At 46.8% G+C, this 13,042-nt stretch carries 16 protein-coding genes; all 16 read right to left on the reverse strand.

Annotated features, from left to right (window positions below; all coding sequences use genetic code 11):
- Positions 1–53: 53 nt before the first annotated feature.
- Positions 54–1,358, reverse strand: a complete 1,305-nt coding sequence (locus ACJMM4_RS02745; RefSeq protein WP_405382964.1) for a diaminopimelate decarboxylase — start codon at positions 1,356–1,358, stop codon at positions 54–56.
- Between the two features lie 5 nt (positions 1,359–1,363).
- A complete protein-coding gene (locus ACJMM4_RS02750) occupies positions 1,364–2,059 on the reverse strand; it encodes a TrmB family transcriptional regulator (protein WP_405382966.1) in 696 nt (231 codons plus the stop codon).
- 348 nt (positions 2,060–2,407) lie between these two features.
- Complete coding sequence (locus tag ACJMM4_RS02755) at positions 2,408–4,156, reverse strand: Na(+)/H(+) antiporter subunit D (protein WP_405382968.1); 1,749 nt, start codon at positions 4,154–4,156, stop codon at positions 2,408–2,410.
- Positions 4,149–4,388 carry a hypothetical protein gene (locus ACJMM4_RS02760; RefSeq protein ID WP_405380876.1) on the reverse strand — a complete coding sequence of 80 codons (240 nt, stop codon included), beginning with the start codon at positions 4,386–4,388 and terminating at the stop codon, positions 4,149–4,151. Before ACJMM4_RS02760 ends, ACJMM4_RS02755 begins: the two co-directional genes overlap by 8 nt.
- Entirely contained in the window at positions 4,389–5,894 is a 1,506-nt protein-coding gene (locus ACJMM4_RS02765; protein WP_405380878.1) for a monovalent cation/H+ antiporter subunit D family protein, read from the reverse strand.
- The gene (locus ACJMM4_RS02770) at positions 5,891–7,384 is read right to left on the reverse strand and encodes a monovalent cation/H+ antiporter subunit D family protein (protein ID WP_405382970.1); all 1,494 of its coding nucleotides are present in this window, start codon (positions 7,382–7,384) and stop codon (positions 5,891–5,893) included. The genes ACJMM4_RS02765 and ACJMM4_RS02770 overlap by 4 nt, the downstream gene beginning before the upstream one ends.
- A complete protein-coding gene (locus tag ACJMM4_RS02775) occupies positions 7,381–7,758 on the reverse strand; it encodes a sodium:proton antiporter (RefSeq protein WP_405380882.1) in 378 nt (125 codons plus the stop codon). The genes ACJMM4_RS02770 and ACJMM4_RS02775 overlap by 4 nt, the downstream gene beginning before the upstream one ends.
- Positions 7,739–8,191 carry an MnhB domain-containing protein gene (locus ACJMM4_RS02780; protein ID WP_405380884.1) on the reverse strand — a complete coding sequence of 151 codons (453 nt, stop codon included), beginning with the start codon at positions 8,189–8,191 and terminating at the stop codon, positions 7,739–7,741. The genes ACJMM4_RS02775 and ACJMM4_RS02780 overlap by 20 nt, the downstream gene beginning before the upstream one ends.
- Positions 8,188–8,514 (reverse strand): hydrogen gas-evolving membrane-bound hydrogenase subunit E, encoded by a 327-nt coding sequence (mbhE, locus tag ACJMM4_RS02785; RefSeq protein ID WP_405380889.1) that lies wholly within the window; start codon positions 8,512–8,514, stop codon positions 8,188–8,190. Before mbhE ends, ACJMM4_RS02780 begins: the two co-directional genes overlap by 4 nt.
- On the reverse strand, positions 8,514–8,756 hold the full coding sequence (locus tag ACJMM4_RS02790) for a Na(+)/H(+) antiporter subunit B (protein ID WP_405380891.1): 243 nt from the start codon (positions 8,754–8,756) through the stop codon (positions 8,514–8,516). The genes mbhE and ACJMM4_RS02790 overlap by 1 nt, the downstream gene beginning before the upstream one ends.
- Before the next feature lies 1 nt (position 8,757).
- Positions 8,758–9,189, reverse strand: coding sequence for a monovalent cation/H(+) antiporter subunit G (gene mnhG / locus ACJMM4_RS02795; protein ID WP_405380893.1), 432 nt, complete (start codon positions 9,187–9,189; stop codon positions 8,758–8,760).
- Complete coding sequence (locus ACJMM4_RS02800; protein ID WP_405380895.1) at positions 9,186–9,449, reverse strand: monovalent cation/H+ antiporter complex subunit F; 264 nt, start codon at positions 9,447–9,449, stop codon at positions 9,186–9,188. The genes mnhG and ACJMM4_RS02800 overlap by 4 nt, the downstream gene beginning before the upstream one ends.
- Complete coding sequence (locus ACJMM4_RS02805) at positions 9,449–10,024, reverse strand: Na+/H+ antiporter subunit E (protein ID WP_405380897.1); 576 nt, start codon at positions 10,022–10,024, stop codon at positions 9,449–9,451. The genes ACJMM4_RS02800 and ACJMM4_RS02805 overlap by 1 nt, the downstream gene beginning before the upstream one ends.
- A 181-nt stretch (positions 10,025–10,205) precedes the next feature.
- Positions 10,206–11,009 (reverse strand): glutamate racemase, encoded by an 804-nt coding sequence (gene murI, locus ACJMM4_RS02810; protein ID WP_405382972.1) that lies wholly within the window; start codon positions 11,007–11,009, stop codon positions 10,206–10,208.
- Between the two features lie 144 nt (positions 11,010–11,153).
- A complete protein-coding gene (locus ACJMM4_RS02815) occupies positions 11,154–12,311 on the reverse strand; it encodes a type III PLP-dependent enzyme (RefSeq protein WP_405380901.1) in 1,158 nt (385 codons plus the stop codon).
- Positions 12,312–12,489: 178 nt separating this feature from the next.
- Complete coding sequence (locus ACJMM4_RS02820; protein ID WP_405380903.1) at positions 12,490–12,807, reverse strand: helix-turn-helix domain-containing protein; 318 nt, start codon at positions 12,805–12,807, stop codon at positions 12,490–12,492.
- Positions 12,808–13,042: the final 235 nt, after the last annotated feature.

Here is a 13,042-nt window from a genome sequence, read left to right on the forward strand (position 1 = left end):
AACCGGCGCTACAATAAAAACAGCTTTCAATATTTAGTTAAAAGTTTAGCCTCTTATTTGCTTGCAGGCATCTTTACTTCTGCTTCCTCTGCCAGCTTCGCGCCGAACTCAGGGCTGAAGTCGAAGGTTGCAAAATAATCTGCCGGAGTTTCTGCACGGCGAATCATCTTAGCGGTGCCATCTTCCTGCAGCAGGATTTCTGCACTGCGCAGCTTGCCATTGTAGTTGTAACCCATAGCAAAGCCATGTGCACCTGCATCATGGATGAACAGCTTGTCGCCAATATCAATCTTAGGCAGCATACGGTCTACAGCGAACTTATCACTGTTTTCGCACAAGCCACCGGTAACATCATACTTATGGTCGCAGGGAGCATCTTCCTTGCCCATAACAGTAATGTGATGATATGCACCGTAAATAGCAGGACGCATCAGGTTAGCTGCGCAAGCATCACAACCGATGTATTCCTTATAGGTGTGCTTTTCGTGAATAGCTGTAGTAACCAAGCCACCATTAGGAGCCAACATGAAACGACCTAATTCAGTGAAAATCTTCACATCGTCCATGCCTGCAGGCACAAGAATCTCCTCATAAGCTTGACGTACGCCTTCACCAATAACCATCAAATCGTTATCCTCTTGCTCCGGACGATAAGCAACGCCAATACCACCGGACAGGTTGATGAACTCAATATGAGCACCGGTCTTTTCCTTCAGCTCTACAGCAACTTTGAAAAGCACACGTGCCAGTTCCGGATAGTATTTGTTGGTAACAGTGTTAGAAGCCAGGAAAGCATGCATACCGAAGTGTTTAACGCCTTTAGCCAGCAGTTTTTTGTAAGCTTCGATAATTTGCTCATGGGTCATGCCGTATTTAGCATCACCAGGGTTATCCATAATATTGTTTTCCAAAATAAAGTGTCCGCCGGGGTTGTAACGGCAGCTTACAGTATCAGGAATATCAGCAACCTTCTCCAAGAAGTCAATATGGGTAATATCGTCCAAGTTAATGGTTACGTTCAGCTTGCGAGCCAATTGAAAGTCCTCTGCAGGAGTAGCATTGGAAGAGAACATAATCTCGCTCTCTTTAAAGCCTACAGCATCGCTCATCAAAAGCTCGGTGTAGGAGGAGCAGTCAGCGCCACAGCCTTCTTCACGGAGGATTTGCAGCAGGTACGGGTTAGGAGTTGCTTTAACAGCGAAATATTCTTTAAAGCCCTTATTCCAAGCAAAAGCTTTGTTCAACAGGCGCGCAGTGCGGCGGATGCCTGCCTCATCATACAAATGGAACGGGGTCGGAAATTGTTCAACAATCTTATCAAGTTGTTCTTTAGTCACAAAGGGTACTTTCTTAGACATACAGCTCACCTTTCTGTTAATTTTATCAGTTCGATTTCGTTCTTTAATGCTTCTTTAAATAAATCGACCAGATTGCGCTTACAGGAATATAAACAGCTAGAATCCTTAGCATCTTCCAAGTCCCCGGTCAACACCGTGCGGGAATCAGCAATCAAGCGGATTTGCTCCGTCTGCTTGCTGGTGCCGTAACAAACAGCTCCTGGTAGATGGAAGGACCTATCCCCGATAACCACAACCTTGAGGCCTTTAGCGACGGCCTGGGACAATTCTCCCCGCAACAGCTCCAGCACTCTGCCGTTACCGGATACGTAAATACGCTCCTTAGCTTGTGCCACAGTATTGCGCAGCTTGTCCACAATCTCCTGCTCACCTTTAATGGTGATGTAGCCGTCCACCGTAGTGTTATACGTAGGCAGCTGCTGCAGGATGTCCTGCTTGATTTCCCCCAGACGGCGGATTTTGTTAGCGCAGAACTCCTCCGGTGCTACCGGAGTGTAGCGGGTTACCTTGCCCTCTTCCAGCACGTAGGCAGCGCCCTTTTCCACCAGTCCGGCCAAAGCCGTATAGGTGTTGGAACGGGAAATCCCTGTCTGCTTGGCAGCCTCGTAGCCTGTCAGCGTGCCTGCCTTTAACAGCTGCACGTACAAGGTAGCTTCCTGCTTAGTTAGGTTAAATTTTGTCAGTCCTTCAATAAGATCCATAATCCCTCATTTAGCTCTTCTCTTATATTGTTCCTGTTTAAGAACACTATACTATTTTTTACTGCAGTTGTCAATGGCTAACTGCAAAAAATTGCATTTTAGGCATACAAAAACGCCACGCAAAACTGCGTGGCGCTTTAAACCCCCTGTCGCTTCGCGACATCCCCCTAACAGGGGGAACGAGGCACTATAGCGTTCTTCCTTTAGCGTACTTAGAGTATTTAGTAACCATGCGAAAGAAATCCAAAAGTGTCCTGGCTCCCCTGCTAGGGGAGCTGGCAGCAAGCCGCTTCTGCGGCGCAGCTGACTGAGGGGTGGTAATATAACAGTTGGCTGAGGGAGCGTTAACTATTGCATCGTAGCAATAAAGTAAGCGATACTGCTTACCAGTACGGTCAGCGTAATCATCATGGGGTCAGCGATGGAAGTACGGTAGTTTTCAGGATTGTAGTGGCTGCGTTTGCGGAAAGGCTTAGCATCCAAGAAATCCATGGGGTTGGAAGTCAAATCCATGAACTTTTCATAGATTACACCCCAAGCACCGCCCAAGCCTGCGCACAGGGCGCAGAACAAAGCGCTGAGTCTGCCAACGATGAAGGCAAAGGGACGACGATAGAACCAATCTGTATCCAAGCTAATCGCAGTATGGGGTTCCATCTTGTTCAAGTACATCATGAAGGGGATCATAGCCATACCCAGCATCTGTACATATTGGAGAATATGGGGACCGGTAAAAGGCACATAAGGCTCCATTTCAAAGGGCAGATGACGATACAGCAAATCCGGATATACGCCATAGAGGAAGCACAGGAAAGCGCTGATGCTCATGGCAATCTTCATGTTGATGGGCAAAGGATTAATTACCGTAGCACCTTTATCGTCGCTACGCAGGAAGATGAAGTAGCCCATCTTCAAGGGAATGGACAAAAAGGTACCGATAGCAGCCAGTTCCAGCAAAGTGTAGACCACAGAATGACCTGCAGCAGCTGCTGCGTTTACGGTAATCGCCTTACTGATAAAGCCGTTGAACAGCGGAATACCGGCGATGGAGAAAGCTGCGGAGAAGAAGCATACGCAGACCAAAGGCAGCTTCTTAGCCATGCCGCCCACTTTGTTAATCTCTTTAATACCTGTAGCGTAGATAACTGCGCCTGCGCACATAAAGAGCAAGGATTTAAACAGAATATCGCAGAAAGCATGGGCAGTAGCACCGTTCATAGCCATTGCCGTACCAATGCCGGCACCGGCAACCATGAAGCCTGTCTGGGAGATAATATGGTGAGCCAAAAGCTTACGCATATCATTTTCCATAATAGCGTACAATGCACCATACAGTGCCATCAGCACACCGCCCCACATCAGGAGCTCTGTGCCGCCGAAGACGCGGATTAAAGCGTAAACGGCAACTTTGGTAGTCAAGCAGCTCATGAAAACGCCACCGGTAAGGGTAGAGTTGGCATAAGCATCAACCAGCCAAGCATTTACAGGAGGCATTGCCACGTTGATGAACATGCCCAGCATTACCAGCCAATATGCCCAACCTTGAGGTCTGTTGGTAAGGCTTTGGATAATCAAATTATGGTCGGTATAGTTGATCAGGAAGATACCTGCCAAAAGAATACCGCCGCCCAGCATATGCACCAACATATAGCGGAAACCTGCGCGGGTTGCCTCATAGGTGGGGTTGCACCATACCAGGAATAAAGAGGTTACTGCTAAAGACTCCCAGAAGAAGATAAAGGTGAGCCAGTCCTGCGCCAAGCAAACGGAAATAGCACCGCCGGCGTAGCACATGCAGCACAGCGCCTCCATCCTGTTTTCGTTATGGGCAGCGTAGATACCGCTGACCAAAGCCAAAACGGAGAAGATGAAGGAGAAAATCCAGCTCAGCTTATCTACATACATTATATGGAGCTGCAGATCATGGACGAAGGGAACAACAACCTCCGTACCGATTTCCAACTGCAAAGCAGCGTACACTGCAGCCAGAGGTCCCAACGCCAACACAAACTTGCGCAGCATCTTGGGCACCAGCATAGCAATCCAGCCCACTGCCATGAGGATAAAACCGGGGTGAAGCATTAACGCGTTATTCATAATCGTCTTCACTCCCTTCATGGTAGTAGTTCGGATCCCTTTGCAGCAAGGAAGCCATTACTATCTTAGAAACAAAAATCAAAATCCAGCAGCCCACAAAGCCGAAGAAAATGTCATAGCCAAAAGGCAAGGGCCACCATGCGGGAGCGTGGAGATGGATGCCGCTGATTTCTGCTACAGCGGAAAGCACCAGCACAGCTGCCACAAGCAGGTAAACGTTTTTCTTAGTCATTTACAGCCACCCCCCGTGCCAGCCTGCGCATACAGCGTTGGAGGCCATAGTTGCCAATTTGTAGAAATGGGGGTACACATCGGGTACACAGCCCAAAACAATGGCAATAATAGTAGTGATGCAAATAGGAATCAACATGGAGTAGCTGATTTCGCCATATTCGCGGAAACCTTCCTGCGGGTCCTTGCGGAAGAAGGCCATTTGGGAAACAGGAATCAAGTAAGCTGCAGCCAACAGACCGCTGGCAACCCACAAGAGTACGTATAAAGGCTTGCCTGCCTGCAATGCGCCCAAGCACAGGTTCCATTTACTAATGAAGCCTACTAGGAAGGGCACACCGGCAATACCTAGGGATGCTATGGTAAAGCAGGTCATAGTAACAGGCAGCTTCTTACCGATGCCGTACAGCTCACTGATGTTCTGCCTATGGGTACGGGCTATAATCAAGCCCGCGCACATAAAGAGGGTAATCTTCATAACAGCATGGGCAACAAGATGCAGGTAGGCGCCCTTAATGCTGATAGGGGAAATCAAAGCTGCACCTAAAACGATGTAGGACAATTGGCCGATAGTGGAAAAAGCCAAACGACGTTTCAAATGGTCTTGACGCAGAGCGATCAAGGAAGATACCAAAATACTGATGGCAGCAGCCCAAGCCAATACATCGGTAACACCGATTTCTGCCAAAAGTTTAGGGCCAAAGACGAAGCCGATAATACGCAGCACGGCGAAAACGCCGGTCTTAACAACGGCAACGGCATGCAGCAGTGCGGATACAGGAGTAGGCGCAATCATCGCTGCAGGCAGCCAGCCATGCAAAGGCATTACGGCAGCTTTTACGGAACCTGCCAAAATCATCAGTACGAAAACTGCTTGCAGTACCCATTTAGGCGCCATAGCGGTAGTCAGGAAACCACCTGCAGTAAAGTCCATGGTACCGCTGATGCAGTACACAGCGATGGTGCCTGCCAAGAAAAGCTGGCCGGAAATCAAGGTGTAAATCAAATATTTACGGCTGGCCATCAAAGCTTCTGCATTACGTTTGTGCAGAACCAAGGGGTAGGACGCCAAAGTCAGCAGTTCGTAGAAAATGAAGAAGGTCAACAAGTTCTTCGCCATAGCGATACCCATAACAGCGCACATGCAAACTGCAAAGGCTGCAAAGTAACCTGTTTGCTCGCGCTCCTTATTGGTACGCATATAGCCGATGGAGTAGAAGTTCATGGGCACCCACAGCATGGAGGCCAGCACGGCAAAAATCATACCGGCAGGGTCCGTGCGCAGTGTCAGGCCCACAGTATCAGTAATTTGGCACAATGTCCATTCATAAGCATTGCCTGCTAAAACAGCAGGGAGCATGGATAGAATAATACCAAACTTAATTACGGAAGCGATGGCGCTCCAGGTTTCACGCAGGTTGGGCCAGCGTCTGCTGAAGGCAATCAAAATGGCGGCCAAGAAGGAAACACCTACTGCCAAGAAGGGTCTGCAATCTATAATAGTCATCTCAGAAACACCTCCGGCAAGCCTAATTTAATGATATCCGTAACAATGTCTACGCTGTAGAAGCCCAAAGCCAAAATGCCGATACCCATTACCAGGATGGGCAGTACCATTGCAAAGGGCAGGCCCAGCTTACCCTTATGGGGATGAATCTCGGTAAGGGAAGCTTCACGCTGGATAAACAGCTGCTCAATGATACGGAAGAAGTAAATAGCGTTGAGCAGGGAGCTGATAACCAGAACCGCAATGTAGAAATATTGCTGACCGGTGTAAGCACCCAGCATCAGGTACCATTTACTGAAGAAACCGCAGGTAGGCGGCAGGCCGATCATGGACAACGCCGCTAAGGTTACGGTAATGGTGCTGATGGTCATCTTCTTGTTCATGCCGCCTAAACGGTACAGGTTAACCTCGCCAAAGCGGTGCTCGATACCGCCGATAACAAGGAACAAGCTGCATTTCATGAAAGCATGGTTGATGATGTGGAGTACAGCGCCAACAAAGCCGTACAGGTTGCCCATAGCGATACCGATAGCGATGTAGCCGATTTGTGCTACAGAAGAATACGCCAACATACGGCGGAAGTCGTACTGAGCCATCGCCATGATGGAGCCAATTAGCATACCGCAAACGCCCAAGATACCCAATACGTTCAACGCACTGTGCATAACGGGGCTGTTTACTTGGAAGATATAGTATACGAAACGGATTAATGCATAAGCAGGAGCCTTACTCATGCAGCCTGCGATGAATGCTGCAGCACCGGGATGAGCAAAGGTGTAGGCATCAGGCTGCCAACCATGGAGGGGGAACAGCGCCATTTTGATACCAAAGCCGATAATGAAGCAGGCAATGGCAATAGCAAAGAGCGGAGAACCAACAAAAGGAACTACGCGATGGGCCATATCAGCCATATTCAAAGTACCGGTCAACGCATACAGGTAACCGATACCCAGCAGGTACAAGGACGCGCCGATGGTACCGATGAGCAGGTAGCGGAAGGCTGCCAGCATGGATTTCTTGCCACCCAAAGCAATCAAACCATAACCGGATAAGGACATGATTTCCAAGAATACGTACAGGTTGAAAAGGTCGCCTGTAATGATCATGCCGCAAAGGCCAACGGTCAACAGACCAAAGAGGGTGTAATAACCGCCCACATGGAGCCAATCCTCTTCTTTAACGAAGGGACGGGAGTAGAGGGCAACCATCATGGAGATGAAGGTTACTAGCACTGCCAATACGCTGTTCAACGGATCCAAGGCAAATTCGATGCCGATAGGAGGAGCCCAACCGCCCATCCAATAATGCCAAGTTTCACCGCCGCTGGTAACTACTTTATGGAGCACCGTGCAGGCGCTAAGGAAAGCACCTAAGATGGACGCCATAACAATGTAGGAGCCTAAGTCCTTTTTAATGCGGCTGAAAAGCATGCACAAAAGTGATGCAGTCAACGGCAGAAGTACGATTAAGACAGGAGCATGCTGTGTCATTTACTTGCCCTCCTCAGTACCTCTACCTCTTCTACAGAGCCGTAGATTTCTTTAATACGCATGAGAAGCGCAATCGCAACACCGGTTGTACCAAGGCTTACTACGATAGCAGTCAGCATCAAGCCATGGGGCAAGGGGTTGATATAAGCGTTAGGGTCCGTGGTAATGCCGTTTTGAATAGGGATCATGGCCCCATCCTTTTGCGCAAAGCACAGATAAAAGAAGATTACTGCAACCTGCATAACGTTCATGGCCATCAACTTCTTCATATAGTTTTTGCTGAGAACCATACCATACACGCCAAGGAAGAACAGGATCATAACCAGGGAGTAGATGCCTTTAGTTTTTAAAAACTCATTTAACACGTCCATCATCGTCACCCCTTTTCACAATAGCGTCTAACAAGTTAATGGTTGTCATCATTACGCAGATGGCAACACCGATTTCAATGAGGAAGATACCCATAGCATGCATTTCATGTTTAGGCTCCAGATGAATCGGCATATAGTCGTAGTTGAGGAAAAAGTCCGCACCACCGAACAAAGTCAGCCAACCTGTGAAGGCATATAGGAAGGTACCTACGCCTGCCAGGACCACGGAATTTTTACCAAGAATGTTGAATTTTGCGTCTGCACCGCAAATCAAACGGGAGAGCAGCACACCCACTGCCAAAAGTGCGCCGGCCTGGAAGCCGCCGCCGGGGGAGTACTCGCCCAAGCACAGTACATAAATACCATAGACGATGGTAAAGGGTACCAGCATACGGAAGGCCACATTCAGGATAAGGCCACCAAATGGATTCTTCATTTGATAATCTCTCCTTCCTCCGGATCTTCCGGTTCTTCTTCAGGTCTGCGACCAACAGGATTGCTGGTGAGCACCAGCACCGTAGTCAGACCTGCAATGAACATTACCGAAGTTTCCCACATAGTATCGAAGCCACGATAGTCGATGATGACGCCGGTGACAATGTTGGGAGAACCCGTATCCTCCGCACTGCGGGAAATATAGGTCGGGGTAACATGCTGGTTAGGCGCCGTATTGGCATCGCCAATCTGCGGCAGATAGGTTACTACGGAGCAGAACATACCCGTAATAACTGCAAGGATAACTGCTACTAAGCCACGCATTATTTACACCACCTGTCGATTTTTTTCAGAGAAGCTACATAGAAGATTGTGGATACTGCACCAATAACTGCTTCCGTAAAGGCAACGTCCGGAGAGCCCATCATCAAATAAAGCAGCACGGCGCAGAAGCTAAAGCCGCTATAAATAATGGCTGCGCTCAAAATATCCTTACAGAAAATAACGGCACAGGTAATCAGAATGAGGAAAACTAACAAAACTGCTTCAATAACATATATCTGCATCTTATTTTCCCCCCTTCTTTCTCTTTCTTTTAACCGGTCTAACGTGTCCTACAGGCTCATCAGCATCATGGTTAGGACCTTCCAGTCCTACCAGCTTTTTCGCACCCTTACTTTCCAGTGTCCAAACAGGGTGCCCGGATTTATAGGCAGCCTTGCCCAAGATATGGGAGCCAATAGGGTTAGCCAGGAAAACAATCAGGAATACAAAAGCCATCTTCACGGCTGTCAGCGTCGGTCCTTCATAAATAATCAACCCGATAAAGGAAAGCATACAGCCCAAGGTTTCACTGTTACCGGAAGCATGGATTCTGGAGTAGAAATCCGGCAGACGCAGCATGCCGATAGCAGAGCCGATGAAGAAAATAAGTCCGCCAACCATAAAGATTCCGGCGATAACTTCTCTGAGAGTAACACTATCGATTCCACAAATCATATGTCCTTACCTCCCAGATATTTTGCTACAATGACAGAACCGATGAAGCCCAAGAACGCATAGGAAATAGCAATATCCACGTACATATCCGGGCGGCCGTCAACATAACCGAAAAGTACCAAAAGCAGGATGGTATCCGCACCGATGACGCCTAAACCGTTCATTCTGTCGTAAATGGTGGGTCCGTTAAACAAACGCTGCAGCATAGCGCCGATTACAAAGAGGATGGCAATCATAACTGCAAAGAAAATAATATTCATTATGCATCCTCCTTAGCTACAGCAAAATCAAATTTTTCTCCGTACAGATCTGCGACCTTTTTCTGCATGGAGCCGTCCAGCACGCCTGCTGCCGCACCCTTGGTCAGAGCGTGGATTTCGTACAGTCCGTCATCAGTAACATTGAGAGTTACAGTGCCCGGAGTCAGGGTGATGGAGTTGGCAAGTACTACAGATGCCATGGGGTTATCAGCCTTAAAGTAGAAACGTACTACTTTGGGGTCGATTTCCAACTCTTGGGAAGTAGTTGCCAGCAGCACGTCGATATTCGCCAGCACCAACTGCCACATCAGCCAGAAAAAGTACCCGATAAATTTAGGAATCGAAACACCGAAAACGTAATACAGCTTGCTGCCTTTCTTGTTAGGAACAAGCAGCAAAGGATAGGTAACCCAGGTAGTTACGAGCGCAGTGATAATTCCGTAAACAATAAACTTTGTCTCCGTTCTTCCGGCAAGCACCATCCAGAAAAAGAAGAGCACCAAGGCTAGGCAAAGCTTATGTACTGCGGGTGAGCCCACAATATTCTTGTTGTTTAATACTCCCTGCTTTTCCACAGCTACCACCTTTCTTTATAATATTTTTATAGATTTAGAATGTAATCTGCACTGCTGCAAAATACTCCTGAAACTAACTAAAATAACACACAAAAGCAAGAGCCTCGTATGGCTCTTATATTATGTGAAATTTGACAAAAAGGGAAAACTTCCTGCCTAAACAATAACTTTAATTGTAAAATTATTTATCTGCTAAGTTAATTTCTTTGAATTGGCAATCTTCCACTGGCAGCATGCGTTCTGCCAAACGACGGACACGGTCAATATCAGCAGTACCGCAGACAGTTACCTTGCCTGCGCCGTCTTCCCGCAGCGCCCCAATTTCCTTAAGGGCATCAATAGCCAAATAGCTGGTTGCTTCCGCAGGGTCGATAACAGTTACTTCCGGACCGAATTCTGCTTCAATTTGTTTTTTAATGAAAGGATAATGAGTGCAGGAAAGGATGAGAGCATCTATGCCTGCTTCCTTTAAAGGAGCTGCGTATTCCGCAATAGCAGCAGGCAGCTCAGGACTGTCAAACTGCTCGCCCTCAATCAAAGGAACGTATTTAGGACAGGGCATGGGATAAACTTCGGCCGTGGGGTCCGCTGCCAAAATAGCCTTTTTGTGAGCCTCCGTGCTGATGGTGAAAGGAGTAGCGAACACGCCGATCTTTTTCTTCTTACTAGCTTCTAAAAGCAGCTTTTCACCTTTGGACATACCCACGATAGGGAATTTGTGGTCGCCTTTAAGAGAATCAACCCCCAACATAGTCAAGGTGTTGCAGGCAATAACTACTTCCTTAACGCCTTGAGCTGCCAGCCAATCAATAATTTCCGCTACAAAGCCACGGATTTCTTGTTCAGGACGGGTGCCGTAGGGGGTGCGGGCAGTGTCGCCCACATATATAAAATCCTCGTGCGGCAGCAACTGGTGCAAGCATTTAAGGACGGACAAACCGCCTACGCCAGAATCCAGTACGCCGATAGGTGCATTTTTATTCACAACCAAAACCTCCTTTGCTACTTTAAAGCAGTAGCCTTTTATATCACTATAATTATAGCACTTATTCCCTGTCAAGACTACAAAAAGAAGGATAGAAGATGAAAAAGAGGATGACAATACATCATCCTCTTTCAGGCATATCTATTATTCTGCTAAATCTAAAGTTTCTTTAACTTCTTCCCAAACTACGAAACGTGCTTTGCTAAAGCCGTTAAAGGTAGTTGCAGAAGCGGAAGTGTAGGCACCACAGCTGGGAACAAGTAACAAATCCCCTACCTCCAACGGAGCAGTCATGCGACCGCGGAACATGATGTCCAAGCTGTCGCAGCTGGGGCCGGCGAAAGTCGCAGGAATCTTTTCTGTCTCATCCTTAAAGCTGAGCAGCTTGAAATCCCATTGGTCAAATAAAACACCGGAGAAAGTACCATACAGACCTTCATCCAAGAAGTACCAAGGCTGACCGCCACGCTCAGTTACGCCTACAACACTGGTAATCAGATTTACTGCAGTACCGCAGATGTAGCGACCTGGTTCTGCCCAAATTTCCGCATCAGCAAAATCTTCTTCTAAACGTGCGTTAATTTGCTTGAGCATTTCCGGCAGATTAAACTTAACCTTGGGCTCAGGAATGGGGAACCCACCACCGATATCTAAAATACGCAGGTGCAAACCTACTGCTTCCGCTTCTTCAAAAAGCTCGCGAGTAATATCCAACGCACGCAGATATGGGTCTGCGCTAACAGTTTGGCTACCTACATGGAAGGCAATACCTGCCATGTCTAAGCCTGCATCCTTAGCATACTGCATCAGTGCTAAAGCGTTTTCACGGGAAGCACCGAATTTCTTGTTTAAATCTACATGAGCAGAAGAATTATCAATACGCAACCGCAACAGAACTGTAGCGTTAGGGCATTGCTTTTTAATTTTATCTATTTCGCTGGCGCTGTCGAAGGTCATTTTTGTAACACCGCAATCGCAGCATGCCTTCAAACCCACACCCAGCTTAACCGGGTTAGCATAAATCATCCTACTGCCTTCCACACCCATGGCGTTCAAGGTGCGGATTTCGCCGTCAGAAGCAACGTCGAAACAGGACCCTAAATCACGCATCACTTGCAAGATTTCCGGATGGGGGTTAGCCTTAATCGCGTAATGAACGCGTACCCGGGGCATATACTCTCTTAAAACATTATAGCTTTTCTTAACTTCTTCCAAAGAAAGAACCAACAGCGGGGAACCATACTCCGCCGCCAATTTTTCTACAGCCTCACGACCGATTTGAAAATGTTTATCTCTCTTCATATCCACTCTCCCCTTGCATTAGCATTTACTTTCTAAATTTTACCACAATCGTCAGAAAGTACAATAGGAAAAGGGCCGAAAATCGAATTTTTTTGAGGAGTTCGGCAAAATTTTACAAAAACAGCCAATTAACCTTCTTTGCAAGGAAAATTTGCCATTTTTGGGAAGAAATCCTGATTTATTTTTTGCTTTCCCTTAGCAACCGTACTAACTCATTAAATTCTTTTACCGAAATTTTTTCGTCTTCATCATCTTTTTCTTGCATTTTAACTTCGTCTATATCCACAAAGAAATTAGCACATGAACAATCTAAAGCCTTGTGCAACTTAATCAGATTAAGCAAAGTTAACCCTGCACGGCCGTTTTCAATATTACTCAAATGCGTCTGGGTTACATCAATCTGTTTAGCAAGTTCTGTTTGGGAAATATTCCTACTAATACGAATTAGCTTAACACGTGTACCGATGATTTTGTTGTAATCTACAGTCATTTCCATACACCTTCCTAAAGCAATATTTTACTATACATCATAAAGTTTAGATTTTTTTGTATACATACGCTTAAATTATATCATAGCTAAAATTCATACACAAGCACAACTGAACAAATTTTGAAAAAACTGTAAATTCTTGTAACGCATTATTTACTGAAAAAACATCCTTGTACTAAAACATCATCGAAAAATAAAAAAGCCGGACAGCCATAAAGGCTATCCGGTTACAAAAACGACT

The organism is Phascolarctobacterium sp. (genome assembly GCF_045124115.1).
Lineage (GTDB): Bacteria > Bacillota > Negativicutes > Acidaminococcales > Acidaminococcaceae > Phascolarctobacterium_A.